A 25,963-nucleotide genomic window follows, 5' to 3' on the forward strand; every position below is an offset into this window, starting at 1 on the left:
GTGTTCTGTCAAATTTTTCTTAAGAATCCCAGGGGTCCGGGTGGAGTAAAAGCCATTTTCTGTATTCATTGCTCATGTCTTTTTCAATAGAAGGATGAGCGATACTTTCTTTTACAAGAGGGAGTAGAAGATCATTCCACAGGAGCCTCCATTGGGGTGGCAGAACCGACTGTTTGGCAAATTCACCCTTTCGTGGAATCAGAGGTTCCGTCCAGGGATAAGCCTCCAGAAGCAGGCCCGCATTGAGGGACTCACTGGAAGATATGCCTCCTAAAAAGGCAAAGCCTTCATCTCTGTTTCTGCCGGTCAGAAGCAGGTAGTCCTCCCAGGTTTTTTCTTCAAGGAGCCATGTGAGGAAGGCTTTTGCTCCTTCGGGATTTTTCGATGTCTGAGGTATCCCTACAGCGAGGGTTTCAATATTTTGTAGTCCTTCGTTTATAACAAGGGGTTGTATTTTCAGTTCCCGGCTGACACTGTCCGGGAGAAGGGACCATTGAGACAAAGGCATGACTGAATAGCCCGTTCTCCCTGTCAGGATGAGGCGGTAATCGGGGATGTATCGGTACTTTTCACTAAAATCTTTGTCCAACTCAAGGCTGCCGTTTATATCTTGAATCCATTCGCTTAGTTCCTGGGCTGCTTCAGCGAAACCTCTAAACTCGTTTCCATCCAACTCCTTGGAGATTGAGGGGATTCTGGATCGATAGAAGGCAGATAGGAACGTTTCTGACCAAAGGGGTGAAAATCCACTCTGTGTCAGCCTTTCTTCTTTCAAGACATTGAAACTTTTAGATTCGATCCCAAATTCTTCCCACGAGATGAATTTTTTGTCATTCTGCAGATCCTTTGTCAGAACAACAGGAATATCCAGTGAGAGTGGAATCGTTTTAAGAGAGGTTCCGGATATCCCCATCTTCAGTATTTCAGGATAGATTGAGTTTACAAAATCGGTATCCCTCAGGTCATCCAGGCTAAGCATTTTATCCAGATACCCCTGGAGGGAATGGCTGATGACAATATCATGTTCTCCCGGATTGATGGACAAGTTGCTCTCTTCCGGTCTATAGATATAGGACGCCTTGTAGAGGGACTGAGTCTGATTGAATAGATTGACGAGTTCTGCTGTTTCAACAGAGTCAGAATAAATGGTGAGGGTCCTGTCCAGCTTTGAGCATCCTATCATTAGGAGAAGTATGAGTACTGGAGTTACTTTTTTCAGCTTCTGAATCATGTTAATGACTGTAGGGAAGTCCATTCGGGTTGTCAATAAGAAAAGAGATGGTAATAATGGTTCCAGTGTTATTCAGACAGTACAGTCAATATCTCAGAGAGAAATACGGTGAGACCGTGTATCGGATTGGTGTGGACGGTGGATTTTCATGTCCAAATCGAGGTTCCGACAGAAATGCTCCTGGCTGTGCCTATTGTGATGTTTATGGAGTTCGGGCCGCGTATTTGGGAGAGGAAACACAATCTCTGGAAGCCCAGATCCTCCGATCAATCGCTGTCCTGAAAAAACGCTACAAAGCGGAAACATATATCCTTTATTTTCAGGCCTATTCCAGTACTTGGGGATCTGTCTCACATTTAAAAAAGATCTATGATCACGGTCTTTCCCTTGGAAACTTCGTTGAGCTGGTCGTTTCTACCAGGCCGGATTGTATTAATGAGAAAATTGCTGATCTCCTGGGGTCTTATGTGAGGCCCAATTTTGATGTTTGGGTTGAGTTGGGACTCCAATCGGCTCAGGAAGAAACATTAAAGAGGATCAATCGGGGCCATTCGGTGGAACAGTTTGAACGGGCTTATCACCTGCTTCGGGCCGTCGGCGTTAAAATTGCAGTGCATCTTATATTCGGCCTGCCCGGAGAAGATCGGGACCTCATTATGAAGAGTGTTGACTACCTGGCCTCTTTGAAGCCGGAAGCTGTTAAATTTCATAATCTTCATATCCCTACTGGCTCTCCTTTGTATGCAGAGTATGAGGCGGGAGAACTGTCCTTTCCAGACAGTGGACGTCATATACATTATGTTGTTGATGCCCTGGAAAGGATTCCAGAAGAAACAATCATTATGAGGATGACCACCGATACACCCAGGCTCCGCCACAGAGTTCCAGGTGTCTTTTTAAATAAGTCCTCTACATACGAACAGGTGCAAGCCGAATTAGAACGTCGAGGGTCCAGACAGGGCTCGCAATATCATCCTAATAGGGTTTGAGTTTTTAAAGATTCTCGGATATCATAGCTAGGATATTTGGAGGATTATTGTGCCCATATTTGATTACGAAATTTTTGATATGCTCGATGAGGTCCGTAAGCATTATAAGAGCAATATGAGTAATACCTTCATCCGGTCGGCACTCCTGTCCATGGATATGCCTTATGACCAGCGAAGTGCCATTGAGAATATTACTGAGAAGCTCGAAATGTATAAGAATCAAGGGTATAAATTCGACGAATTGTACATCGGGATTTATTCCATGGCTATATTCATCTACAAGGCCAGACTGGAAGTTATACCAGGTTTGAAAAGAAGCAGTTTCTTGAGGGATGCCTCACCTTCTGAAAAGATCCTTGCAGATATGGCGGCGGATAATTTGAAGTCCAATTTGAACATTCTGGCTGACCGCCTAAATGAATTATATTTGAAAGTTGTCCGTTTGGATGTAAAATCCCATAGTGTTAAGAGTCCTGTTTATACCAGAATGGAAGAACTGGATAAGCTGGGGCAGTTATTAACATCTACCGTTCCTGGTCTCGCTTAAGCCGTTTCAAGGCCCATAGGGCTGCATCTTTGATTCCGTCATCCTCTGAGAGTCCATGAGCCTCAATATGATCCAATGGGGGAGAATCCTCTGTTGAAACAGTCGATATTAAGGCATTTCTTATCATATGCCGTCCCTTAAACCAACTCATACCCATGGCAGACCCTCTGAAAAACTCCTTGATCTCTTCCTCTGTATGACTCAGAAAGAAATCCAGAGACGGAACGGGGTCTATGAGGCCTCTGGTAATGCTGTTTCCCCTGGGAAGGTTTCTGTTCCAGGGACAAACATCCTGGCATATGGTACAGCCGTAAATGCGCACTCCCCATTCCTTTTTTAATCTGTCTGGAATGGGTCCATCGCTGCTGGTCCAGTGTTGGAGACATTTTTCCCTGTCTAGGCGGTAGTCTTCAAGGGCCCCCCCGGGACATGACTTTTCACAGAGACGGCAGTTGCCGCAAGAATTGATTCCCGGTTTCAGTTTTCCTGAATCGGCTTCATCGGAAGGATTCAGGGCAAGGGGAAGGATCATGCCGGCTAAGAGTCCTCGGCTTCCAAAGGTTTTGTTGATCAAGAGGGTATTTTTTCCAATGAATCCAAGGCCAGATTCTTTGGCCATCTGTTTTTCAGGGAGCCGGGAATTTGAAAAAAAACGGATTTCCTTCCTTTTTAGATTTGAAAAGGGTTCACCCGCAGATTTGAGGGCTTCCCTCATCCGGATCACAAGATCCTTGTAGTGATTCTTCAATGCAAAGGGAGCAATGGAGGTCCTTTCGTCGGGGGGAGTGTCTGCAAAGGGGAAAAACGCGATGATAATTGTACTATTCAGTGGGAATCCCGCATCCTTGAGAACTTTTTCTTTCAGATCTCCCGGTGGAACCAACGATATTTGAGAGAATCCGAGGATTTTAAGCTCCTCTATAATTGGTTTACTCTTCAGTCTTTGCCTCTCTTGGCTGGTTTTTTCTCCGTTGACAGCAGTTATAATTTACCCTAAATTAAGAACATGGTCAAAATCATGCCCCCGGGAAGTCCGGGAAAGATGGTACTATGGGTTTAATTGATAAGGTTCTCAATCTTTTTGTGAGTATCGGTGATGCCGATAGAGATAAGAAACGCTTCCTTAGGGAGATCAAAAAAGATCTGAAAAAGAGAAGCCGTTATTTCAAAGTCAAAGGGAATACGGCAGAACCAGCTCTGGCAAAGTTATTTTATGACATATATAAAGAGATTGGACCTGCCCAGGTCCTCCTGGAGGCGCTCCAAGGTTCGGGTGCTATCAAATCTATCATTGTAGAACACTTCCTTTCAAAATCGCAGTTGGAAATCCTAGACAGTCTGAGTGAAGAAAATATCCGAAAGCGGTGTAAAAACAACAAGAATCTTAAGGCTTTGAGAGATCAGATCAAGGCAGAAATCATTGAGATTTATACATTCTTTGATATGCCTTTGTCCCGGAAGATCAATGAGTTATACGGTGCCCTGATGATCATGCAGGAATTTATCCGCTTTGACTATTACTTCCTTTTGAAGAAATTTGATTCACTCCTTCCCGAGCGTGATTTCGGATATAATACGAGGTTTGACAGCATTAATGGGGAGTATATTCTAGACGATCTGAAGGATTTCAATACCCTTTTGCCTTCCATCGATTTGGATGCTGAATGGGATATCATCCTCGATATTCTGGCGCAATACAGAAATATGGAAGTCATCTCCAGAGACGGATGGAAGAAGGTTCTCCAAATCATTAAAGAGTTTAGGAAAACAAAGATCATCAATCTTGTGATTGTTCATCTGGAAGAGGACCCCTCCTATGATGTTGTTCCCGAATTAAACTCGTATGAAATTGTAGAAGATTATTTAAGCCAGATAAAAAATACGGCAGAAAACACTCTCTTGACTATTGTGGGGGAGAGAAAGAAGGGGCAGCGAGATTCTCTTCTTATGAGTGTGTTTGGCACTACGTCAGTTGTGAGGCTCAAGTATTATACAGAAAGAAGCAATATGGCGTTTTCAAAACGCATAGATTCGGGATATCTCTATGTTGAACCACTGAATTATCTGAAGGCCTTCTACCTGGATTACTATAAAGGACCCATTCGAATGGTGGTGGATAAGCTTCTTATCACCGGAAAATGGACGACGAGTCTTGCGTCTCAGCAATTTTCTGAATCTTATCACCAGCTTATGACTCTGTCGGATAATCTTCTTCAGTTTGATAATAAACTGGCAGATGAGACAGAACTCGGCGGGAAGCTGAAACGCTTGGCTAAAGCAGCCGACAGAGATCGCAATGCTCTGGATGCCATGAGAAATGTTCTGAAAGGTATTAATTCTGAAGCATTGGGTGTCCTAAACGAATCCGTTCAGAATTTGTTCTCCATTGGTAAGAATCTTAAGCGCTGCATCGATGACTTTAAGGCTCCCAAGCATGAGCTTGTGGTGAACTGGAAAGAGATCGAGATGATGAGTGAAATATCAATTTTGGAAGAAATGTCTGAAATTTATAAGAAGATCTATTATTTTCTACAGCTCATGCAGTATTATCTGAAAGAGGACTGAACCTTCCTGTGAATACCCGACGAGGACCCAATTGCCTGAGATGTGAATATTTTTATGTCACATGGGATCCTTCTTTTCCAAGAGGTTGCAGAGTCTTTGGGATAAAATCCAGGCAGATTCCTTCCATAGAAGTCAAAAAAGCAACGGGAAAGCAATGCCCCAGCTTTAAGGAATCATCCCGTTTAAAAAAATAATAAAATGAAAATTCTGGCTGATCATTTCGGCCACAATGAACTGGAGTGAATATGAGTTTGAATTGCGGTATTGTCGGGCTTCCCAATGTTGGAAAGTCCACTATTTTTTCCGCTTTGACAGCTGCCCCGGCAGAAGCTGCGAATTATCCGTTTTGTACAATTGATCCTAATATCGGCATCGTCAGTGTGCCTGATCCGCGCTTGGATAAAATTGCCGAAATGGTTCCTGCTGACAAAGTCATTCCCGCTGTTGTCGAATTTGTCGATATCGCCGGTCTGGTCAAGGGCGCTTCCAAAGGTGAGGGGCTGGGTAACAAGTTTCTAGCCAACATTCGGGAAGTCGGTATGATTGTCCATGTTGTGCGTTGTTTTGAGAACGACGACATTGTCCATGTTGAAAACAGGATCAACCCCGCAGATGACATTGAAGTCATCAACATCGAATTGGCATTGGCGGATTTGAGCAGTATTGAAAATAGGTTGTCCAAGAATGAGCGGTTTACCAGAGCCGGAGACAAGTCCGTCCGTGAAAAGGCTCTCGCTCTGAGGCCTCTATTGGAAAGGCTTCAGATTCATCTGGGAGAAGGAAAGCCGGCGAGAGGGATGGCAATGACCGACGACGAGCGGTCTCTGGTTCAGGAACTGCAGCTCATTACCATGAAAAAACAGATCTACCTGTGTAATGTGGATGAAGAGGGCATTCAGGAAGAATCACATTTTGTGGCTCAGGTTAAAAAAATTGCCGAAGAGGAAAACACAGAAGTGGTTGTGCTCTGCGGAAAACTGGAAGCGGATATTGCTGCTCTGGATGACCCTGAAGAACGGGCTATTTTTCTGGAAGAAGCCGGGATAAAAGAATCCGGGCTGAGCAGCCTTGTGAGAACCACTTATAAGGCTTTAGGACTCAGGACTTTCTTTACTGTGGGTGGTGTTGAAAATAAGGCTTGGACCTTCCGGGAGGGCATGAGAGCTCCCCAGGCGGCCGGAGTCATTCATACAGATTTTGAGAAGGGATTCATCAAGGCAGATGTCTATCATTGTGACGACCTCTTCTCCGCCGGTAGCGAAGCAGCCATAAAGGCCGCGGGAAAGATGCGGATGGAAGGAAAAGAGTACCTTGTCAAAGACGGGGATGTCATGTTTTTCAAATTCAATGTTTGAGATTATTCATGTATAGAAACGAGGGAACCCTTAGGGGTTCCTTTTTTTATCTAGAAGAACCCGCAGATTGACCGGGTGCGGGGGGGGTGATGAAAAAAGTATCATCCAGAAGAAAATCATCCATCAGGTCAGAAGAGGGCATCAGGCTGTGGCCTGAGGCTTGTTTATCTATTTCCAAAAATACCTTGAAATAGTACCTGGCTTTTGTGAGCTTTTCGACGAATTCCTGCTGTCTTTTACTGTAAATCATCAAGGTTCTATTTGCTGTGTCGGATAACTCGTTTGTGTCTTTTCCGGAGCTTTCCAGTAAGGCTGTTAGGTCATAAAGGGTATAAAAAATGTGCTCCATGACGGGGAGTCGGGACCGAAGGCGGATGATGCCATTGCTCAGGGCAATCTTATCTCTGGTTGCCTCTCCCATAGACATTGTACGTCCCTCACGAATAATAGTTTCCCATTTTTGAAAGATATCCTGTTTGGCTGTGAGTTCCGCATAGGATTCCAAAAAGCCAGGGGCCATTTGAAGGTAGAGGCTGGCATAGTGTTCCAGAGACAAGATTCCGTTGTTGGCCAGTGCATCAAGACGAGCTTTTTTCCAGTTTATTGTATACTGATCTATTTCTTCGGGAGGGATCGGGTTGACCCTGAATTGTCCCATTGTATTCGTTTCGTAAATCTTGCCTGGTTGAATTAAAGACTCATTTCCGTCTGTAGTGCAGACAACTGACCCTTCTCTGCAACTGACGAGTATGGCAGTATCCGGAGATGTGGTCACCGTAAAGGTTGTCCCTCTGATCCCCATAACAGAAGAATCTGTTTTTATGTTGAAACTGGCGCCCTGTATTAAAGAGGCGGCTTTTGTTTGAACTGCACCTCTGTGGAGGGTGAGGGATGTTTCTGGATGTTGTCTTTTGAGGGTGTGTTCCAAAAACAGGGTGGTTCCTTCCAGGACTTTAACCGATAGATCTGAAGAGACGGGTGATTGTATGGAAAGTTCCACATAGCCGTTCAGACCGGTTTGCAATATGTCGTGGGAGAATAATTCTGTTCCATAGTCAATTTCTGATTCATCTAGGAAGATACCATTGCGGGAAATAATGACCTCTCCATCCAAATCTACAATAATCGCAGAAACTTCGCTCCAAATAGGGAGTGATAGAAAGAGAAATATTATAAAAGGTAGGATTCGAGTAGTAATTTTCATTTTCTCCCGGGAATAAGTCCTCTCTAATATAAACCTCAATGAACACTTTATCAATTTAGCAGTGCAGGTTTATGACGTTTTTTATATAACTGTCGGAAAGAAAAAAAGCGTCCTGTGGGGACGCTTTCTCTCTATGAATCAGTTGTTTATTGTGCTGTCACTGATGATTTCAATGGATCATTTGCAATGTTGGCATCCAGCATCCTAAGTGCTTCATCTGCCTTAAAGTCGGCAAAAGCCGCATCTTCATTCCTGGAGAATACACTAGCAACATCTTCTGTGAAATTTGATGTTGGATAAGAAACCATGGCAAACCAGTTTCCGTCAGTTGCTGCGTATACCTTGTCTGTTACAGAATTTCTAAGTTCTACATCGGCAACCTGTTTGGTGATGGACTCTACAAAACTGATTGTTTGAGAATTTCCTTCTGCACCGGCTTCCTGTACGTAGTCTGTCATCATGGATTGAACCCTAGTACTTACCTGTAGGGCTACATCCTTGCGTGCGCGGGCAATGGCTGTATCTCTAGAGAGGCTGTCTGAGGACATTTTAGCCATCCCCAAACCATATATCACTTCGTCTGATGAAGGAGGATTCAGAAACCAGTCTGGCAGATCCCTTCTTTCTTCTACTTTCTCTCCGCTGCCGGAAGCGCAACCTACCAGCAATACCAGGGCTATCAAAGCACTTGTAATTATCAAGCTCTTTTTCATACATTTTCTCCTTAACTCATCAAATTGATGTCAAAATTAGAATGTTCAACATATGCAGCAAACTAAGATGCGCATATTACTCAGATTATAGTATATCTATCTTTGTTTCATATATCCAAACTAAAAAGAGATTTTTTCAGATCTTTCTGGAAAAAATCATTAGGGGCTTGTTTTATTTTTGTGAATGCAATGCCCGCACAAGTCCGGAAAAGGACGGGGTTTTGAGGTCTAATTCGAAGCTTCTTTGTCCCACATTGGCGGGGTAGTGGGCATCGGAGCCGGTTGTTTCAAAATAGCGGCCGGCGTTGAAGCTACAGGGTTTGTGCATGACTTCCACGGCATCGTAATCATTTTCCGGTAGGAATCCTAATTGACTTTTTATGCTGAATGCCGCCCTGTCAATGTGTGCCGGGATAAAAAGGCCCTCTCTTTGATGAACCATTTCTATGAGTTCTTCCATGGAGAAATCAACGGCTCCCCCCGCCAGGTGTTTTTCAAGTTCACCCAGGATATTCTCATCTTCATCTACGATGACCTGGTCTCCCATCCTATCCGGGTTGTTGGGAATGGTCATTAGATTTTCATAGATGATGTAGCCGAAGCGGACGGCTGTTTTCAAGTCACCGAACAGACAAAGGAGGTGCGCTTCTTCCCGACCCGTTACTTCCAGGCCGTAGACGGGGATGATTCCTTTGCGGCGGCAGCATACATCAAAGGCCGGAAGGTTGTCTCCCGCATTGTGATCTGTCAGGGCCAGCATCCCTATTCCTTTGGCTGACGCTTCATTTACAAGCCTGGATGGAGACATTTCGAGGCTGCCACAGGGGCTGAGGCAGGAATGGTTATGGAGGTCAATGAGCATCAGAGAAGTTTGTGTACCTTCCAGGAGCTTGTGAATTGATTCTCCTTTGTCCTAAATACCGAAATCCCTTCTTCGCTGGCGGCTTTGAGCATATCATCGGGAGCCGGGCGATTATTACAGATTAACAGGGCATGAATCCCGGCGAGGGAGGCAACGGCGACTGTATTCTTATGAGCTTGAATGGTGATCAGCACCGAGTCTTCCGGGGCATTTCCCATGACATCACTCAGCAGGTCCGAGGTGTATCCGTCCAGGAGCTCTTCGTCGTTTCCCTCTGCCACAAGACAGTCGTAGCCTAATTTCTCGGATAGATCTTTAACCTTCATTTTTTGCTCCTTCTTCTTTGCTGTGAGTGTAGATCATGGATTTCACAGTTGTCCCTTCTCCCGGGACCGATGCTATATTGAATTCATCGGATACTCTTTTGACATTGGCAAGGCCCATCCCTGCTCCAAAACCAAGAGACCGTATCCAGTCATTTGCGGTGGAAAAGCCTTCGGTGAGGGCCTCTTCCAGGTTTTCGATACCCGGACCTCTATCGGAGGCCTCTATGGTTACTGAATCGGGGAGGATATTGAAGGTCATGCGCCCCCCCAGAGAGTGGACCACCTGGTTGATCTCCAATTCATAAGAGGCTACGGCTACCCGCCTTATTATCTTCCTGTCAATATTTCTTTTTTTCAAAGCTTTCTTTATCTCAGTGGAAGCCTTGCCTGCATTTTCAAAGTCATAACGGTGGCAGATAAAGCTCATTTCTTTTGAACCCCTCGCTTCCGGTTCGTTCAGAGGGAGCATTTTTTCCAGGCGAGTCATTTCTCTGTTCATTTCCAGAAGCAGGTGATTGACGATGTCCCGGCTTGTTATAATTCCCACAAGTTCTTTGTTCATGTTTAATACAGGAAAACGCCCATAATGGTATTTATCCATATAATTGATGGCGAAGGAGAGGGGCATGTCTTCTTCCAGAACAATTACATTTCTGGTCATGTGTTTGTTTGCCGGTTCCTCAATAAGCCCTCTGTCCATGGTGGACAGGACATCTTCCATGCTCACAATTCCACATAGTCTGGAACCATCTGTGATGGGAACCCCTGTGATTCTCTCTTCTTTCATGATCTTCTGAATCTCCCTCATGGAGCAGTCCTTGCAGGAGGTTCTGACATTTCTTGTCATAACATCTTTGATTTTGAGTCTGAAAATCATTTCCAGGATAACTGAGGGTGAATTGTCTGTGTTCAGTGGAATGCCTTGCATATGTGGGCATTATAAGGGATATTTTTTTAAAATCAAAGAGCCGGAAGAGTTCTGCTCCCGGGATCATTGAAAAATCAGCCAAGGAGTTAAGAGTTGTCAATTCTTGAAGGTAAAGTTTCAGACCGCGATAAAGAGATTTTAATGGAAGCCACCCTGGAGGGAAGGAAAGCGAAAGAGAAGGGAAATCACCCCTTTGGAGCTGTGTTAGCAGACAAGGAGGGACATATTCTTCTCCGTGCCGGTAATACGGTCACAACCGAACACAATGACTGCGGGCATGCGGAAACAAATCTGATGATTGCGGCATCCAAAACCTACTCTCGGGAGTTTTTGAAGGACTGTACCCTCTATACTTCCGTCGAACCCTGTGCCATGTGTTCCGGCGCCATGTATTGGACCAATGTGGGACGTCTGGTTTTTGCCCTTTCTGAACATCAGCTTCTGGAATTGACAGGAGATGATCCCGAGAATCAGACTTTTGATCTCCCTTGTAGAGAGGTCTTGTCCAGGGGACAAAAAGATATTGAAGTCATTGGTCCTGTAGAGAGTGATGAGCTTGTGAAAGAGATTGTCTCTGACCATAAAGGATTCTGGAATCCGAACTAATTCGCCCTGATCATCTCCTGTAAAGAGAATAGAGAAGTTACGAAATTGTTGTTTTTTTGAAATTAAACTGCTCAATCAGTCAAAATTCACGGGAAAGAGCAAAATCTCTTACTATGTACTGTACAGTTCTTTCATCTCTTCCAATAATTAAAGCTGGATGGTCAGACAACTCAAGTTGAGCCATACAAAATCAATTTCAAAGGAATCTAAAATGAAAAAACTTCTCATTTTCTTTATTGTCCTGATGATGAGTTCTGTCTCCCTGTTTGCCTCCGGAGAACAGGATACAAGCGAAGTCACCCAGGTCAAAGTGGCCCTTCTACTTCCCAGTTCTGCAGATGATAAAGGCTGGAGTCAGGGAATGTATGATGCAGCGATGAGAGTTGCTGATTCAAGTGAAGGCAAGATGGTCATTGAGTACAGTGAAAACATGAAACCTGTTGATGCGGGTTCTGCAGCAAGACAGTATATTGCTCAGGGTTTTTCATACATTGTTTTCCATGGGACTCAGTTCAATAACACTGTTGTTGAACTGGCAGAAGACTTTCCTGAAGTCACTCTTATTTTTGGAACATCTTCCGAGCTTCTGGGAGACAATATCATCTCCTATCAGCCTGCTACTGAACAGCCCGGATACCTCTCCGGTATCATTGCCGGTATGGCTACCCAGACTGGAAAAATCGGAATTGTTGGACCCGTAGACGGTGGAGACGCCGCTCAGTATAACAGAGGTTTCTGGCTTGGAATCAAATCTGTGAATCCAGATGCCGAAATCGGTGTTGCTCACACTGGAAGCTATGGCGACTATGTGAAAGCCGGTGAGCTTGCTCAGACTTTCATCAATGACGGATTCGATATCCTTGCAGGTTCTGCCCAGCAGGGACTCGGTGCTCTGCAGGCCGTTGCCCAGTATCCAGACAAAGAAGTTTACTGGATGGGAACCTCTGAACTCCATTATCAGGGACCTGAAGGATACAAACTGATGGCTGCCTGTACTTACTATTATGATCCCATCTTCGACTCAGTTCTGGAAGCCTTTAATAGGGGTGAAACCAGCATTGAGGGACAGGTTCTCTGGCTGACAATCCCCAACGGTGGATTCACATTTAGCATGGCTGAAGAAAATGCCCTCCTGAATGACGATATCCGGGGCGCTGTCAAAGATGCTGAAGATAAACTCATGTCTGGTGATCTGAAGATCGACTGGCAGAGTGTTAAATACTGATTTCCTTTGCCTTCTTTCTCACAAGAGAAAGGGGCTTTGAATCGGTAGGGTATCTTTAAACCCCCATTCCATTTCTTGGGAAGGGGGTTTTATAGTTTCAATTCATGTAAAAAAGTGGAGTTGTTGACAAACATGAAAAAAATCCGGTCCTTGCGAATAGAAGGAATTACCAAGCGCTTTCCCGGCGTACTCGCCTGCGATAACATCTGTATGTCCGTAGGGGAAAATGAGGTTCTGGCGGTTGTTGGTGAAAATGGCGCCGGCAAAACGACCCTCATGAATATCCTCATGGGATTATATCAGGCAGATGAAGGACAGATACTGATCAATGATGAGCCTGTGCACTTTAAATCGCCCAGGGATGCTTATGATGCGGGTATCGGTATGGTCCATCAGCGCTATATGCTGGTTCCCAATCTGACGGTGCTTGAAAATATAGCCCTTGGTTTGGAGGCTGCACATCACCGAGGGATTCTAAAACCTGAAGTCGTGCGGAATAAGATCAATGAAATCAGTAATCTCTACGGACTGAGCTGTGATCCTGATGCCTATGTGTGGCAGCTTTCTGTTGGTGAACAGCAGAGGGTCGAGTTGATTAAAACTCTCTGTTATGGTGCAAGATTTTTGATACTGGATGAACCCAGTTCGGCTTTGACGCCTCAAGAAACGGAAGAACTGCTGGCACTGCTGGCGGAAATGGCGAAAAATCTTTCCATCATCTTTATCAGTCACAAGCTTCATGAAGTCAAAAAACTTTCTCATAAAGTTAGCATCCTCAGGCATGGCCGGGTTTCCTTTTCCGGTGATACTGATCAGTACAGTCCAGCAGATCTGGCGTCTTTTATGACAGGTTCCGCTGTGGAGTTGCCTGTTAACTCCTGTTCCGATTCCAATGGAGATGTTGTCCTTGATCTTCAGAATCTAACAGTTTCCAGTGACAGGGGATTCAATGCTCTGGACGATTTTTCTCTCTGTCTTTCTGCAGGGGAGATTGTCGGTCTTGCAGGCGTTTCCGGCAATGGCCAGAAAGAACTGGCCGAAGTTATCAATGGGCTCAGAAAAATTAAATCCGGGGAAATCCTTTTTCTAGGTGAAAGTATTGCCAATCTGAGTCCGGGTGAAATCATCAATAGAGGAATGGGTTATATTCCTGAAGACAGAAATACAGAAGGGATTGTTCCCTCCTTCTCCATTAAAGAAAACCTCATTTTGAAAGATAATTCCTCTCCCAAATTCAACAGATACTCATTTCTAAATCAGAATGCCATAACCAGTTCTGCAATCCAGCTGAAGGAACAGTTTGATATTCGCTGTCCGAATGTGGAAATAGCCGCGGGGTCCCTTTCGGGAGGGAACATTCAAAAGGTCATTCTGGCCCGTGAGATCAACCGAAAACCCCGCTTTCTTGTGGCTGTTTATCCCACCAGAGGGCTTGATATGGGCGCTGCAGAATTTATTCATCAACAGCTTCTTGATCTGCGGGAACAAGGTGTTGGGATTCTTCTGATTTCTGAAGAGCTGGAAGAGATCATCAACCTGTCCGACCGGGTTGCTGTAATACATAAAGGTAAAATTATGAAAGTCCTAAAAGGATCGGAGGCTGAGCAGAAGAAGCTGGGTCTCCTTATGGCAGGAGTCGACTGTGACTAAAAAACAATTCAACCTCTGTTACAAGGGGATTGTCCTTCTTATGGCCATCCTGGCTGCGGCATTTTTAGCCTCTCTAGTGCTCTGGACCATTGGTGCGGATGTCTGGAAGTCCTTTTCAGTCATATTTATTGAACCTCTTAAGAGTTTTTACATCATCACAGAAGTTCTGATCCGGGTTATTCCCCTGATTCTGGTCGCTTTGGGCATCACAGTTGCTTTTAGAAGCGGAATTTTAAATATCGGAGCCGAAGGGCAGATCATCATGGGTATTTTAGGATCAACGATTGTTGCGGTTTGTTTTCCGGAACTGCCCCGGATTGTGATGATCCCTCTCGCTCTGGCTGCAGGTGCCCTTTTCGGCGGTTTCTACGGAGCCATACCCGGACTGCTAAAAGCCCGGCTTGATGTGAGTGAACTTCTTTCAACTGTTATGCTCAACTATATTGCCGCTCAGGTCTATGTTCTGTGTCTGAGAGGCCCTCTTATCGATCCCAATGAACTTATCACAGGCTCAGGGACTCCTCAGAGTATGCGTTTTCCAAAAACCGCATGGTTGACCAGGATGGTTCCCGGGACGAGGCTGCATACCGGATTGATATTAGCATTGGTTCTGGCGGCCGTTCTATATTTACTTCTCTGGAAAACCTCTTTCGGTTATAAACTGAGAGCGGCGGGAGCACAATCTAAAGCAGCACGCTATGGAGGGATAAATGTCCCCAGGTCACTTGTCATTGCCATGTGCATTTCAGGAGCCCTTGCCGGACTGGCAGGCAGCTCAGAAGTGATGGGACTCCATAGGCGGGCTATCGAAGACATCTCATCTGGTTATGGGTTTACAGGGATTGTTGTCGCCTTGTTTGGCGGGCTTCATCCGGGTGGTATCATCCCGGCTTCCTTCTTTTTTGCTCTTATCCTTGTGGGAGGTGATATGACCCAGAGAATGGTTGGTGTTCCGGCCAATATGGTTCAGGTCCTTCAAGGCATTATTATCCTCACTATTATTTCGGTCAAAATGGTTATCAATAATCCCTACATCCTGGAACGCGCTGCTAGGCGGTTCTCTTTTCTGCTTACAGAAACGGCTCCTCCGGAGAATCCTAAGGAAAGTCCCGTTCAGGAGGTTGAAGCATGATCGAATTTATTTACAGCATTCTTATATTAGGTATTCCATTCTCAATTTCTCTCCTACTGGCTTCCCTGGGTGAAATGTACAATCAGAGGGCCGGAATCTTTAATCTGGGTTGTGAGGGAATCATGTCTATGGGAGCCTTTATCGGCTTTCTCGTGCCTTTTTTAATGGGTGGAGGCGGAGCCTATCCCTGGTACGGCAATGTTCTTGGTATTGTGGCATCCCTGGTTATAGGAGCACTCCTTGGACTGTTCTTTGCCGTGGTTGTTGTGACCTTCAAGGCCCCTCAGGGAATTGCCGGTATTGGGCTTCAGATGTTTGGAGTGGGCGTTGCGGGAACTCTGTTCCGTCATTTTGTGGGTGGAATTGCCAGTATCTCTGGAATCCATGCCTTGCCTATTCCCCTGCTTTCCAAGATTCCCCTCCTGGGGAATCTCTTTTTCAATCATAATCCCCTTGTCTACATTGCCCTTCTGCTGGTACCCCTCTCCAGCTTTGTGTTGAACAGAACCTCTTGGGGATTGAAAGTCCGGGCTTGTGGAACGACACCCCGTGCGGCAGACAGTGTGGGGATCAATGTAAATAAAATCAGGTATCAATCCCTTGTTTTAGGAGGGGCCCTGGCTGGGATGGCGGGAGCTTACCTCTCTTTATGTCAGGTTAAAATGTTCGCAGATACCCTGATCTCGGGACGGGGATTTATTGCAGTTGCCCTTGTTTATTTTGGAAAATGGACGCCCTGGGGAATACTCTGGGGATCTCTGTTATTCAGTTTGACCCAGGTCCTTCAGCTTAAAATCCAGACCATGGGAATCAATGTCCCCTATGAATTTGCCGTCATGCTTCCCTATGTCCTCGTGATTTTGGTCCTGGCTTTTTCCCGAAAAAGCAAACACCTGAGCCCCATGGCTTTGGGAATCGCTTTTGACCGGGAAAACCGTTTGTAATCCTCACTAACAGACTGTAGGAACAGGCATCAGCTTATTCCTATGGTCTGACTCTTCTCACTTATTTGAAAAAACAAATTTTCAATTTCAAGACAGATGTTTACATTCTGAATCCTCAAATATTCTGAGTTTTTAAGTTCAACAGGTGTAAAATTCAATATTCCCTGAATTCCGCATTCACTTAAGAGGTCCCTGGTGTGGGAGGCGGCTCCGGCTGGAACGCAGAGTACGGCCACTCTGATTTTATGTTGAGTGACATAGTTTATCAAAACTTCCATAGGGTAGATGGGAATTCCATTGACCTCGGCATCCCGGGGATTGATATCAAAACCGGCGGTGATGTTAATCCCTTCCTTATAGAAGGCCTCATGTTTTATCAGGGCCTTGCCAAGGTTTCCACAGCCGATAACCACAACATCCTGCAGTTCGCTGGTACCTAGAATGCTGTTGAGAGATTCGATCATATCGTTGATGTTATAACCGCCCTTTCGATTTCCAAGGCTGAGATTCATTCTTGATAGATCTTTCCTCACAAGGGAGGGGGTTATGCCTATGGCATCTCCCAGATTACTTGAAAAAACTTTTTCCAGACCAAGAGATTTGAGCTGGATAAGTATTCTTTTGTATTTAATAAGGCGTGTTGTGTAGTCATTATTGCTCTTCATAATATTTATATTGTGACAGAAGTCACAATAAATGTAAAGTTAGCTACAACTAACTTGCTGTAATCACAAAAAATACCTGTGAATTATTGAATTTATGGAAATGTTTCAATATAATGGCCGAATCAGTATTTTTATATAGATTAATGAGGGAGGTTCCATGCCTGTTGAAGCAGAAGAGCTGAAAATGACCGAGAGTCTTATCAGTTTTATCAATGAATGGAAAGAAAAACCCGGAAACCTGATTATGGTTCTCCACAGGGTTCAGGAAGAGTACGGCTACATACCCCGAAACATAGCGTTTGAACTGGGGAAAATGTTGGATGTACCTTTAGCAAAGATTTATGGTGTTGTCACATTTTACCACTATTTCAAACTGGAAAAACCCGGCAAGCATACAGTTTCCGTCTGCATGGGGACAGCGTGCTATTTGAAGGGTGGACAGGATCTGGTGAGTGAACTTGAACAGCTTCTTGGTGTCGGATGCGGCGGTACAACCGAAGATAAGCAGTTTTCATTACAAGCCGTTCGTTGTATCGGATGTTGTGGTCTTGCACCAGTTCTGACAATTGGTCAGGAAGTTTTCGGTAAGCTGACAACAGAGATGCTTCCAGAGGTTATTTCAAAATTCAAGTAAGATCGGAAGACAGCTGAATGCACTATTCACTGAGTGATATGATTCTGGATCTTATTCAGAATTCCATAGAGGCTGATGCCCAAAGGATTCACCTTGATCTTATCCGGAAAGCAGATGAACTGATTGTTCGACTGACAGACGATGGCTGCGGGATGACAAAAGGTCAGCTGGAAAGATCAAAGGACCCGTTTCATAGCGACGGGATCAAGCATAAGCACCGCAAGGTCGGGCTTGGAATCCCCTTTCTGATACAGACTATAGAACAGGCTGACGGCAGCTTTGAGATACAATCTGAAAAGGATAAGGGTACCACTTTGAATATACGGTTCAATCTTGGGAATATGGACACTCCTCCAGAGGGGGACTGGCCTGGACTGTTTTTACAGTCATTTTGCTTCGAAGGGAATTATGAACTGATCATTAATAGAACCATTATCAGAGAACAGGGCGAAGAGGCCGGGTATACACTGCAGAGGAGTGAACTGCAAGATATCCTGGGCAACTTCAATGAATCAGGTGCCATGATTTTATTACGGGATTATCTGAGATCACAAGAAGAAGAACTGCTGGATGCATAAGGTAGAGCAAGGCTGTTTGGCCTTGTCAGTAAGAGCGCCAAGACTGCAAATCAGTCTCGGTAGATCAATTGAGGATTAAACAATGGCAAAAATGACCCTTGAAGAACTACGGAAACTCCGGAGCTCTCAGAAATCAGAAATGGAACGAAGAGACGTAGACGGAAAAGAAACACATATTATTGTTGGAATGGGAACCTGTGGAATCGCAGCAGGAGCCAAGATGGCACTGGATAGTTTTTTGGACGCAATAAAGGCCAATGACCTGAAAGATGTTGTTGTCAAACAGACCGGTTGCATGGGCCTTTGCTACAGTGAACCAACGGTAGAAGTCAAGGTTCCCGGAATGCCCGATGTCATCTATGGCAATGTGGATGCCGCTGTGGCCAAAGAGATTGTCGAAAAGCATATTATTCATAAGAAAATGGTCGAAAACCATATTCAGGATAAGCCTGCCGGCGACATCATCAAATAGAAAAGAGAGGAAAACATGGCAGTAAAAAATTATATACTTGTCTGTGGTGGTACCGCCTGTGAATCTGCAAAGGGAGACGATATTTACAAAGCCCTCCTGAAAGAAGCGGAAGCTCATGGTGTCGCTGACGACGTTCAAATTGTTAAGACAGGATGTTTTGGTTTTTGTGAAAAAGGCCCCATCGTCAAGGTCCTTCCGGAGCAGGCTTTTTATGTTGAAGTTGTTCCCGAAGATGCTAAAGAAATTATCTCGGAGACCATCGTCAAGGGACGTATTGTAGAGAGGATTCAATATCAGCCTGAAAAGGGAGCCAAAGGAGAAGCCTTTGACATTGAAAATATTGAATTCTATCAGAAGCAGTATAGAATCGTTTTGAGAAATTGTGGCTTGATCAATCCCGAAAATATTGATGAATATATTGCCCGTGACGGGTATTCTGCATTGGAAAAATGCCTCTTTGAAATGAAGCCTGATGACATCATTGAAGAGCTCAAAAAATCAGGACTTCGGGGACGCGGTGGTGCCGGATTTCCCACCTGGATGAAGTGGAATTTTACCAAACAGGTTGATGGCGGGCAAAAGTATGTTGTCTGTAATGCCGACGAAGGTGATCCCGGGGCTTATATGGACCGCTCCACACTGGAAGGGGATCCCCACTCTGTTCTTGAAGCCATGATCATTGCCGGAATCTGCGTTGGTGCCGACTATGGTGCCATTTATATCCGTGCCGAATATCCTCTGGCCATCGAGCGGCTGGAAACGGCCATGAAACAGGCCCGTGAGTATGGACTCTTAGGTAATGATATTCTAGGTTCGGGTTTCAATTTTGACATCGAACTCAGACTGGGTGCCGGTGCTTTTGTATGTGGTGAAGAAACGGCTCTACTTGCCTCCATAGAAGGCAAGAGAGGTATGCCCATTCCTAAGCCTCCCTTTCCTGCAGTCAAGGGTCTTTTTAGAAAACCAACGGTCATCAATAATGTTGAAACCTTTGCAAATATTCCCATTATCATCACAAAGGGGGGTGACTGGTTTGCACAGATCGGTACAGAGAAGTCAAAAGGTACAAAAGTCTTTGCCCTCACAGGAAAAATCAAAAATTCAGGTCTTGTTGAAGTCCCCATGGGGACGACCCTGAGAGAAATCGTCTTTGATATCGGCGGTGGTATCCGTGGTGGTAAAAAATTCAAAGCCGTTCAGACTGGTGGACCATCGGGAGGCGTGATCACAGAAGAATTTCTGGATACACCCATCGACTTTGACAACCTGGTCTCCATCGGTTCCATGATGGGTTCTGGTGGTATGATTGTCATGGATGAAGACGACTGTATCGTGGATGTTACAAAGTTTTACCTGGAGTTCTGTGTTGAGGAATCCTGCGGTAAATGCGCTCCCTGTAGAATCGGCACGAAGAAACTCTATGAATACCTGGATAGATTCACCAAGGGTAAGGGCCAAATTGAAGATATTCAGAAGATGAAAGACATTGGTAATGCCATGAAAAAGGCATCCCTTTGCGGCTTAGGCCAAACCGCCGCCAATCCGGTCCTTTCGACTCTGAGATACTTTCCTGAAGAGTACAGACAGCATATTGAAGATGGTAAATGTATAGCCGGAAAGTGTAAGGATCTGGTTCATTATGAAATCGTTACTGAAAAATGTATCGGTTGTACCGTCTGTGCACGAAAGTGTCCTGTGAACTGTATTGAAGGTGAACGCAAGAAACCTCATGTTATTGATCAGACCAAGTGTATCAAGTGCGGTGCCTGTTATGAAGGCTGTAAGTTCGATGCAATCATCGTATCTTAATCGATGCTCGAAGGAGAAAAATCAGTGGAAACTGTAGAAATTAAAATTAATGGACAACCCTATGAGGTTGAAAGCAATACTTCCATTCTAAAGGCCGCTAAGAAGGCCGGCATTAAGATCCCCACACTCTGTACCCACACAGACCTGGAACCCTGGGCTGCCTGCGGTATCTGTGTTGTTAAGGTAGAAGGCTCCCCTAAGATGGTAAGAGCCTGCGCTACCACGGTTGTTCCCGGTCAGAATTATATTACCCATGATCCCGAACTCCAGAAGGTGAGGAGGACCGTCATTGAGATGACTCTGTCCAACCATCCTCAGGAATGCCTGTCCTGTGCCAAAAATCAAATTTGTGAACTTCAAAAGCTCGCAGCCGATTTCGGCATTAGGGAGATCCCATTCCCCATGGATGTGAAACGCCTTCCCAAAGATACATCGACTGCTTCATTGGTGTTTGATCCCTCCAAGTGTATTCAGTGCGGTCGATGTGCCCAGGTTTGCCAGCAGCTGCAGGATGTTTGGGCTCTGGAATTCCTTCATCGCGGACATCAGACAAGAATTGCACCCGCTGCGGGAGTTCTTCTGAATGAGAGTCCTTGTATCAAATGCGGTCAGTGTTCTGCCCACTGTCCGGTCGGGGCTATTTATGAAAAGTCGCAGACTCAGGAATTTTGCGATGCCGTTGAGGCTGATAATGTCCATGTCGCAGTCCAGATTGCTCCAGCCGTCCGTGTGGCCCTGGGTGAAGTTTTCGGCATGGAGCCCGGGTCCATTACAACAGGGAAAATCTATACCGCCCTTAGAATGCTGGGAAGCGATGCCGTGTTCGATACAAATTTTGCGGCTGACCTGACCATCATGGAAGAGGGGACTGAGCTGGTCAAAAGAATCACCACCGGTTCCGGAGTTCTGCCACAAATTACTTCCTGCTGTCCTTCCTGGACAGATTATATGGAAAAATACTACCCCGATATGATTCCTCATTTCTCTACGGCCAAGTCGCCCATGATGATGCAGGGAGCTGTCACAAAAACCTACTACGCCGAAAAGGCCGGGATTGATAAAGAGAGCATTTACTCCGTGGCCATTATGCCCTGTACGGCTAAAAAATATGAGATTGGCCGGGATGATAATATGGCAGCCTCCGGCGTAGCCGATGTGGACCTTGTTCTTACAACGAGAGAGCTGGGTCGCATGATTAAAGCCGCGGGTATAGACTTTGCCAACCTTAAGGATTCTGAAGCAGACAGTCCTATCGGAGCCTACTCAGGAGCCGGAACGATCTTTGGTGTCACCGGTGGTGTTATGGAAGCGGCGGTGAGAACAGCCTACAAACTGGTGACTGATGCCGAACTGGGTGATATTAATGTGAATGCCGTTAGAGGTATGGAGGGTGTTAGAAAGGGCTCCGTAGATTTTAACGGGACAGAAATCAAAGTGGCTGTTGCCCATGGTATGGCCAATGTCAAATCCATTATGGATGAAATACGGGAAGCCAATGAGAAAGGTCTAGAGCCTCCCTATCATTTTATCGAAGTTATGGCCTGCCGAGGCGGATGTATCGCCGGGGGTGGGCAGCCCTATGGAACAGAAGATAATATTCGTGAAAAGAGAATAGCCGGTATTTACAGCGATGATGAAAAATCAGTGGTCAGGAGATCTCATGAAAACCCTGAAATCATCCAGATTTACAAGGACTATCTGGATGAGCCTCTAAGTGAAAAGGCGCACCATCTGCTCCATACAAGCTATACTGAAAGAAAGCTGTATCAGAAGTAACCTTCTTTTCTGATGAATCATGAGGCTCCTTTCGGGGAGCCTTTTTTTCTTGCAGGCCTTCGGCTCTGTCCAATATTCGGTCCAATAGGGTAAAATAGACAGCTGAAGAGGGCAGGAGGTCTTATGAAATCAAAAAAGATACATAATCCCTATATTGGTGATCCAGGATACGCCTGTTTTGGTTGTGCCCCTAAAGACTTGAACGCCCGAGGGTTGGGACTGACTTTTTCTCTAGATGGGAAGACCCTTATCTCAGACTGGACCCCTCAGGACAGTTTTCAAGGCGCTCAGGGTATCCTTCATGGCGGAATCCAGGCCACTCTCATGGATGAGATCGCCAGCTGGTATGTTTTTGTATTCTGTGGGACAGCAGGGGCCACAAAATCTCTGCAAGTCGAGTATCGTTCCCCAGCCTTGATGAAATATGCGCCCTTTCATCTTCAGGCCGAGTTGAAGCAAAACTCCGGGAAGACCGCAGAAATCATGATTCGTCTGATGGATTGCCATTCCACAATCTGTAGTGAAGGCCTGGCCGTCTATGCGCTCTTCTCAGAGAGCCTGGCCAGGGGACGGTTTGGATTTCCCGGGCGTGAGGCCTTTTTCAAGAGACCTGAAGTGTCCACTAAATCACAAAACACAAGCAATGATCCTCTGGTAAAGAAGTTTCAGGCCCGCCGTTCTGTCAGGAGTTTTTCTACAAAGTCCGTTTCACTTCAGGATATACGGGACTGCATTGCCATTGCCGCGACAGCTCCCAGCGGAGCAAATTGTCAGCCTTGGACCTTTGCTCTTGTTACCTCTGGTGAGTTAAAAAGAAAAATCAGGAAAGAAGCAGAGCATGTGGAATCTTTGTTTTATGAACGAGAAAGTACACAGGACTGGAGAGAAGACCTGTCAGACCTGAGAACGGATGCCAGCAAGGCTTTTCTCGAAGATGCTCCCTGCCTCATTATCCTCTTCTTACAAAAATTTGGCAGAGGCCGGGACGGACGGAAAATCAATCACTATTATCCGGGGGAATCGCTGGGTATGGCCGCAGGTTTTCTGATTTCGGCTCTCCATATGAAGGGTTACTCCACTCTGCCCTATACACCGGCACCCATGAACTTCTTGATGGAGATCTTAGACCGACCCGATAATGAAAGGCCTTATCTGATTCTGCCGGTAGGTTATGCCAGGGACGGGTGGATGCCCCCAGTTCTAGAAAAGAAAGATTTGGATAAGATTTTGGTCGAATATGGAGATTCTCATTGAAATCCCTCCCTGCTTTGCTTCTGTGCTTATTTAACTTGCTTCCTCTATTCGGTGACGTCTTATTTGAACCTCCTCGCTTGTCTTTGGGGCCGGAAAGCTCTGTTAAATTCGAAGGAGTAGTTGCAATTACGAATCTAGAGGAGGAAGACCTTTCTATCGATTTTATGGCTTCCGCCGAAGGATGGGGAATTGAACCGTCATCACTGACTCTAAGGGGAGGGGAGCAAGGGAGTATTCAAATTTCCGGCAATCTCCCTCCCTCGGATGAAGCCGTTGTTATCCTCATGCTTTCGGATAGAGATGATGTTCCTTCCCTATATACAATATACCCGACCGGCAGCATAGCTGATGACGCCCATGGACTATCTAACCCAGATGAAGAGGGCTCTTTTGTCTTCTTCTATACTCCGGGCTGTGAGATCTGTGAGGAGTTTTATACAGAGGTTCTTCCTGCTCTAGAAGAAGAGACAGGTCGAGTCTTGCGTCCCGAAAAGCTGAATGTTCTGGAACCGGGCCATTATGAAAGACTGGAGTCTCTTTTGCAGGGCCAAAGCCGGTCTGTCAGCGACTTTCCCATTCTCATAGCCGGAAATTCTGTTTATACCGGAGAAAGAGAGATAAAAGAGGATTTTCCCAGGTACATAAGATCCCATCCGGAGGAGGACTCCTTCTCTGTGGAGAGGGAGTATCCTGAAGTCAGTCAGGCTCTGCCCGACCTGCGATGGCTGGCGGTTTTCATGGCTGGACTTTTGGACGGCATCAATCCCTGTGCCTTTACAACCCTTATCTTTCTCATTTCCTATCTGCGTTTATTGGGGAAAAAGGGACGAGATATCCTGAAAATCGGAGGAAGTTTCACGCTGGCCGTCTTTCTCACCTATTTTCTTGTGGGACTGGGGGCTTTTAAGTTCATTCGGATGGCCGATTCCTTCTCGATGATTTCAAAAATCATCAAATACCTTCTTGGAATAAGTCTGTTTATCTTGTCTGCCCTCAGCTTCATTGATTTTTGGAGGATTAAACAGGGACGAACTTCTCAATCTTTTCTGCAGCTCTCTGCTAAAAACAAGAAAAGAATTCATAAGGTGGTTCGAAGCAGCAGCCGTTCTGCCTTTGTTTATTTGAGCAGTTTTGCTGCGGGAGTCCTGATCTCTGTATATGAACTGGGCTGTACGGGGCAAATCTATCTCCCCATGCTGGTGTATATGGTTAAGCAGGAACAATGGAGTGCTCTCTTTCCTTTGGCCCTCTATAATGTCGCCTTTATTCTGCCTTTGATACTGGTCTTTGCCCTCTTTTACAAGGGGAGTGACTCCGGCCGGATTGCCGAGTTGTTCCAAAAAAATCTGGGTATGATCAAGATAGCAACTGCCGGATTGTTCCTGTTGATGGCTTTGTTTCTCCTGTTCTTCTAAGGAACTAAAAAGCAGGGTTATTCAGCCAGGAGTTCATCCAGTTTCAGTCCGATCTGTTCATATCCATTGATGTATTCAGAGTCGATGATCAGCAGGGGAAGTGAGCGTGAAACGTCGGGTAGTTGTTTCTCTTCCAGTGTCTTTTTCAACAGATTCACATTTTCCGGCACTATGAGATTGTGGTGAGAACCCTTCCATTCCGATCTTTTATTCAATTGATTGATTTTTTCATTAAACTCTTCTGCCAGAATGTAATCATCGCAGGATGGACAGGACTCAAAGAAATAGAATAGGAGATCCCGGGGAGGCTCCTTGGATGAAAGGCAGGAGAAAGAGCTCACCGTGAGGAGGATCAATAAAAAAAATCGTATCAATTTGCCAATGTTTCTCATAAGCAAGAATATATCCCGCAGAGGATGAAACTGTAAAGAGCTGATTTTTTTCACGCTTTATGCTATATTGGTTTGATTATGGATCAAAATGAGAAAGTCCTGGAAAGTAGCTCTGAAAAAATAATGCAGGCGGCTCTTGATGTGATAGCCAGGGAAAAAATTAGCGGTGTGAGGATGAGGCACATTTCGGAAGAAGCCCAAATGAGTCAGGGAATCCTCCACTACTATTTTCATACCAAAAAAGAGCTTCTATCCCGACTCCTCGATTATATTCTTCTTATGTTTCGTAAGGAGCGTGATAGCGATTTTGCTAAGTCCGATGGGAGTCCTTCAGGAAAAATTCATGCTTTTTTCCAAGAGAAAAAACGATCTATTCTGGCAAAAAAAATGGAATATATTCAGTTTGATTTTTGGGTTCAAGGCACTACAGATCCGGATTTAAAGGAAAAAATTCAAAAATCATACTTGAATTGGCGATATAATCTATATGAGGTGATTCAGGAAGGTGTTCGTTCCGGTGAGTTCCGAGCAGATCGAGCCGAAGCTGTCCCTGCCCTGATTGTTTCTCTCCTTATGGGCGGTTCTTGCCAGTATCTGATTGATGAATCTGCTTTTGAACTGGATCAATATCTGGATCAGGCTGAGCATCTGATTCTGGAATACCTGAGGGGAACAAACGCACTTCCCTGAT

The 25,963-nt window shown here is 45.3% G+C and carries 26 protein-coding genes; 17 read left to right on the forward strand and 9 right to left on the reverse strand.

What is annotated here, in order from left to right; translation table 11 throughout:
• Positions 1 to 19 precede the first annotated feature (19 nt).
• Positions 20 to 1,231 carry a type 2 periplasmic-binding domain-containing protein gene (locus EXM22_RS15255; protein ID WP_168203548.1) on the reverse strand — a complete coding sequence of 404 codons (1,212 nt, stop codon included), beginning with the start codon at positions 1,229 to 1,231 and terminating at the stop codon, positions 20 to 22.
• Between the two features lie 65 nt (positions 1,232 to 1,296).
• Between EXM22_RS15255 and mnmL the strand changes: the two genes are divergently transcribed.
• Together mnmL and EXM22_RS15265 are read left to right on the forward strand one after the other, a co-directional pair.
• Positions 1,297 to 2,220 carry a tRNA modification radical SAM protein MnmL/YtqA gene (gene mnmL / locus EXM22_RS15260; RefSeq protein ID WP_168203549.1) on the forward strand — a complete coding sequence of 308 codons (924 nt, stop codon included), beginning with the start codon at positions 1,297 to 1,299 and terminating at the stop codon, positions 2,218 to 2,220.
• Positions 2,221 to 2,269: 49 nt separating this feature from the next.
• Positions 2,270 to 2,767: a hypothetical protein gene (locus EXM22_RS15265; RefSeq protein WP_149487345.1), complete on the forward strand. Its 498-nt coding sequence runs from the start codon at positions 2,270 to 2,272 to the stop codon at positions 2,765 to 2,767.
• Here EXM22_RS15265 and EXM22_RS15270 read toward each other — a convergent pair.
• On the reverse strand, positions 2,745 to 3,650 hold the full coding sequence (locus tag EXM22_RS15270) for an epoxyqueuosine reductase (protein ID WP_149487346.1): 906 nt from the start codon (positions 3,648 to 3,650) through the stop codon (positions 2,745 to 2,747). The two genes, EXM22_RS15265 and EXM22_RS15270, sit on opposite strands and share 23 nt — an antisense overlap.
• 167 nt (positions 3,651 to 3,817) lie before the next feature.
• On the opposite strand from EXM22_RS15270, the gene EXM22_RS15275 reads away from it, so the two are divergent.
• Both EXM22_RS15275 and ychF read left to right on the forward strand, forming a co-directional pair.
• Positions 3,818 to 5,332: a DUF5312 family protein gene (locus tag EXM22_RS15275; protein WP_149487347.1), complete on the forward strand. Its 1,515-nt coding sequence runs from the start codon at positions 3,818 to 3,820 to the stop codon at positions 5,330 to 5,332.
• 245 nt (positions 5,333 to 5,577) lie between these two features.
• A complete protein-coding gene (gene ychF, locus EXM22_RS15285) occupies positions 5,578 to 6,687 on the forward strand; it encodes a redox-regulated ATPase YchF (protein WP_149487349.1) in 1,110 nt (369 codons plus the stop codon).
• 46 nt (positions 6,688 to 6,733) lie between these two features.
• Here ychF and EXM22_RS15290 read toward each other — a convergent pair whose 3' ends face one another.
• The 5 genes from EXM22_RS15290 to EXM22_RS15310 form a co-directional block, all read right to left on the reverse strand.
• A complete protein-coding gene (locus EXM22_RS15290; protein ID WP_149487350.1) occupies positions 6,734 to 7,891 on the reverse strand; it encodes a FecR family protein in 1,158 nt (385 codons plus the stop codon).
• Positions 7,892 to 8,037: 146 nt separating this feature from the next.
• A complete protein-coding gene (locus EXM22_RS15295; protein ID WP_149487351.1) occupies positions 8,038 to 8,604 on the reverse strand; it encodes an LPP20 family lipoprotein in 567 nt (188 codons plus the stop codon).
• 172 nt (positions 8,605 to 8,776) lie between these two features.
• On the reverse strand, positions 8,777 to 9,466 hold the full coding sequence (locus EXM22_RS15300; protein WP_149487352.1) for a PHP domain-containing protein: 690 nt from the start codon (positions 9,464 to 9,466) through the stop codon (positions 8,777 to 8,779).
• Positions 9,466 to 9,792: an iron-sulfur binding hydrogenase gene (locus EXM22_RS15305; RefSeq protein ID WP_149487353.1), complete on the reverse strand. Its 327-nt coding sequence runs from the start codon at positions 9,790 to 9,792 to the stop codon at positions 9,466 to 9,468. The genes EXM22_RS15300 and EXM22_RS15305 overlap by 1 nt, the downstream gene beginning before the upstream one ends.
• A complete protein-coding gene (locus EXM22_RS15310; RefSeq protein ID WP_149487354.1) occupies positions 9,782 to 10,720 on the reverse strand; it encodes a CBS domain-containing protein in 939 nt (312 codons plus the stop codon). The genes EXM22_RS15305 and EXM22_RS15310 overlap by 11 nt, the downstream gene beginning before the upstream one ends.
• A 93-nt stretch (positions 10,721 to 10,813) precedes the next feature.
• On the opposite strand from EXM22_RS15310, the gene EXM22_RS15315 reads away from it, so the two are divergent.
• From EXM22_RS15315 to EXM22_RS15335, 5 genes are all read left to right on the forward strand, one after another.
• Positions 10,814 to 11,326, forward strand: a complete 513-nt coding sequence (locus EXM22_RS15315) for a nucleoside deaminase (protein WP_246157028.1) — start codon at positions 10,814 to 10,816, stop codon at positions 11,324 to 11,326.
• 211 nt (positions 11,327 to 11,537) lie between these two features.
• Positions 11,538 to 12,551 carry a BMP family protein gene (locus tag EXM22_RS15320; RefSeq protein ID WP_168203550.1) on the forward strand — a complete coding sequence of 338 codons (1,014 nt, stop codon included), beginning with the start codon at positions 11,538 to 11,540 and terminating at the stop codon, positions 12,549 to 12,551.
• A 132-nt stretch (positions 12,552 to 12,683) separates the two neighbouring features.
• Positions 12,684 to 14,201, forward strand: coding sequence for an ABC transporter ATP-binding protein (locus EXM22_RS15325; RefSeq protein WP_246157029.1), 1,518 nt, complete (start codon positions 12,684 to 12,686; stop codon positions 14,199 to 14,201).
• Entirely contained in the window at positions 14,194 to 15,333 is a 1,140-nt protein-coding gene (locus EXM22_RS15330; RefSeq protein WP_246157030.1) for an ABC transporter permease, read from the forward strand. Before EXM22_RS15325 ends, EXM22_RS15330 begins: the two co-directional genes overlap by 8 nt.
• The gene (locus EXM22_RS15335) at positions 15,330 to 16,277 is read left to right on the forward strand and encodes an ABC transporter permease (protein WP_246157031.1); all 948 of its coding nucleotides are present in this window, start codon (positions 15,330 to 15,332) and stop codon (positions 16,275 to 16,277) included. Before EXM22_RS15330 ends, EXM22_RS15335 begins: the two co-directional genes overlap by 4 nt.
• A 29-nt stretch (positions 16,278 to 16,306) precedes the next feature.
• On the opposite strand, the gene EXM22_RS15340 is transcribed toward EXM22_RS15335, so the two are convergent.
• Complete coding sequence (locus EXM22_RS15340) at positions 16,307 to 16,942, reverse strand: redox-sensing transcriptional repressor Rex (RefSeq protein WP_149487357.1); 636 nt, start codon at positions 16,940 to 16,942, stop codon at positions 16,307 to 16,309.
• 157 nt (positions 16,943 to 17,099) lie between these two features.
• Here EXM22_RS15340 and EXM22_RS15345 point away from each other — a divergent pair, with 157 nt between their 5' ends.
• From EXM22_RS15345 to EXM22_RS15375, 7 genes are all read left to right on the forward strand, one after another.
• Entirely contained in the window at positions 17,100 to 17,576 is a 477-nt protein-coding gene (locus EXM22_RS15345; RefSeq protein WP_149487358.1) for an NADH-quinone oxidoreductase subunit NuoE family protein, read from the forward strand.
• 17 nt (positions 17,577 to 17,593) lie between these two features.
• Complete coding sequence (locus tag EXM22_RS15350) at positions 17,594 to 18,154, forward strand: ATP-binding protein (protein ID WP_149487359.1); 561 nt, start codon at positions 17,594 to 17,596, stop codon at positions 18,152 to 18,154.
• An 82-nt stretch (positions 18,155 to 18,236) separates the two neighbouring features.
• Entirely contained in the window at positions 18,237 to 18,626 is a 390-nt protein-coding gene (locus EXM22_RS15355) for a (2Fe-2S) ferredoxin domain-containing protein (RefSeq protein WP_149487360.1), read from the forward strand.
• 15 nt (positions 18,627 to 18,641) lie between these two features.
• Complete coding sequence (nuoF, locus tag EXM22_RS15360; RefSeq protein ID WP_149487361.1) at positions 18,642 to 20,435, forward strand: NADH-quinone oxidoreductase subunit NuoF; 1,794 nt, start codon at positions 18,642 to 18,644, stop codon at positions 20,433 to 20,435.
• A gap of 24 nt (positions 20,436 to 20,459) precedes the next feature.
• Positions 20,460 to 22,211, forward strand: a complete 1,752-nt coding sequence (locus EXM22_RS15365) for an NADH-dependent [FeFe] hydrogenase, group A6 (RefSeq protein ID WP_149487362.1) — start codon at positions 20,460 to 20,462, stop codon at positions 22,209 to 22,211.
• A 123-nt stretch (positions 22,212 to 22,334) separates the two neighbouring features.
• Entirely contained in the window at positions 22,335 to 23,465 is a 1,131-nt protein-coding gene (locus EXM22_RS15370) for a nitroreductase family protein (protein ID WP_149487363.1), read from the forward strand.
• The gene (locus EXM22_RS15375; RefSeq protein ID WP_149487364.1) at positions 23,462 to 24,880 is read left to right on the forward strand and encodes a cytochrome c biogenesis CcdA family protein; all 1,419 of its coding nucleotides are present in this window, start codon (positions 23,462 to 23,464) and stop codon (positions 24,878 to 24,880) included. The genes EXM22_RS15370 and EXM22_RS15375 overlap by 4 nt, the downstream gene beginning before the upstream one ends.
• A 17-nt stretch (positions 24,881 to 24,897) precedes the next feature.
• Here EXM22_RS15375 and EXM22_RS15380 read toward each other — a convergent pair whose 3' ends face one another.
• Positions 24,898 to 25,272 carry a hypothetical protein gene (locus EXM22_RS15380; RefSeq protein ID WP_149487365.1) on the reverse strand — a complete coding sequence of 125 codons (375 nt, stop codon included), beginning with the start codon at positions 25,270 to 25,272 and terminating at the stop codon, positions 24,898 to 24,900.
• A 78-nt stretch (positions 25,273 to 25,350) separates the two neighbouring features.
• On the opposite strand from EXM22_RS15380, the gene EXM22_RS15385 reads away from it, so the two are divergent.
• Positions 25,351 to 25,962 (forward strand): TetR/AcrR family transcriptional regulator, encoded by a 612-nt coding sequence (locus EXM22_RS15385; RefSeq protein ID WP_149487366.1) that lies wholly within the window; start codon positions 25,351 to 25,353, stop codon positions 25,960 to 25,962.
• Position 25,963 lies beyond the last annotated feature (1 nt).

It is taken from the genome of Oceanispirochaeta crateris (genome assembly GCF_008329965.1).
GTDB classification, from domain to species: Bacteria; Spirochaetota; Spirochaetia; order DSM-2461; family DSM-2461; genus Oceanispirochaeta; species Oceanispirochaeta crateris.

Excerpts from the sequence above, each read along its gene's own strand:
- EXM22_RS15255 (WP_168203548.1), bottom strand. The coding sequence starts at position 1,231 with ATGATTCAGAAGCTGAAAAAAGTAACTCCAGTACTCATACTTCTCCTA.
- EXM22_RS15275 (WP_149487347.1), top strand. The coding sequence starts at position 3,818 with ATGGGTTTAATTGATAAGGTTCTCAATCTTTTTGTGAGTATCGGTGAT.
- ychF (WP_149487349.1), top strand. The coding sequence starts at position 5,578 with ATGAGTTTGAATTGCGGTATTGTCGGGCTTCCCAATGTTGGAAAGTCC.
- EXM22_RS15290 (WP_149487350.1), bottom strand. The coding sequence starts at position 7,891 with ATGAAAATTACTACTCGAATCCTACCTTTTATAATATTTCTCTTTCTA.
- EXM22_RS15295 (WP_149487351.1), bottom strand. The coding sequence starts at position 8,604 with ATGAAAAAGAGCTTGATAATTACAAGTGCTTTGATAGCCCTGGTATTG.
- EXM22_RS15300 (WP_149487352.1), bottom strand. The coding sequence starts at position 9,466 with ATGCTCATTGACCTCCATAACCATTCCTGCCTCAGCCCCTGTGGCAGC.
- EXM22_RS15305 (WP_149487353.1), bottom strand. The coding sequence starts at position 9,792 with ATGAAGGTTAAAGATCTATCCGAGAAATTAGGCTACGACTGTCTTGTG.
- EXM22_RS15310 (WP_149487354.1), bottom strand. The coding sequence starts at position 10,720 with ATGCAAGGCATTCCACTGAACACAGACAATTCACCCTCAGTTATCCTG.
- EXM22_RS15320 (WP_168203550.1), top strand. The coding sequence starts at position 11,538 with ATGAAAAAACTTCTCATTTTCTTTATTGTCCTGATGATGAGTTCTGTC.
- EXM22_RS15325 (WP_246157029.1), top strand. The coding sequence starts at position 12,684 with ATGAAAAAAATCCGGTCCTTGCGAATAGAAGGAATTACCAAGCGCTTT.
- EXM22_RS15335 (WP_246157031.1), top strand. The coding sequence starts at position 15,330 with ATGATCGAATTTATTTACAGCATTCTTATATTAGGTATTCCATTCTCA.
- EXM22_RS15340 (WP_149487357.1), bottom strand. The coding sequence starts at position 16,942 with ATGAAGAGCAATAATGACTACACAACACGCCTTATTAAATACAAAAGA.
- EXM22_RS15345 (WP_149487358.1), top strand. The coding sequence starts at position 17,100 with ATGCCTGTTGAAGCAGAAGAGCTGAAAATGACCGAGAGTCTTATCAGT.
- EXM22_RS15350 (WP_149487359.1), top strand. The coding sequence starts at position 17,594 with ATGCACTATTCACTGAGTGATATGATTCTGGATCTTATTCAGAATTCC.
- EXM22_RS15355 (WP_149487360.1), top strand. The coding sequence starts at position 18,237 with ATGGCAAAAATGACCCTTGAAGAACTACGGAAACTCCGGAGCTCTCAG.
- nuoF (WP_149487361.1), top strand. The coding sequence starts at position 18,642 with ATGGCAGTAAAAAATTATATACTTGTCTGTGGTGGTACCGCCTGTGAA.
- EXM22_RS15370 (WP_149487363.1), top strand. The coding sequence starts at position 22,335 with ATGAAATCAAAAAAGATACATAATCCCTATATTGGTGATCCAGGATAC.
- EXM22_RS15380 (WP_149487365.1), bottom strand. The coding sequence starts at position 25,272 with ATGAGAAACATTGGCAAATTGATACGATTTTTTTTATTGATCCTCCTC.
- EXM22_RS15385 (WP_149487366.1), top strand. The coding sequence starts at position 25,351 with ATGGATCAAAATGAGAAAGTCCTGGAAAGTAGCTCTGAAAAAATAATG.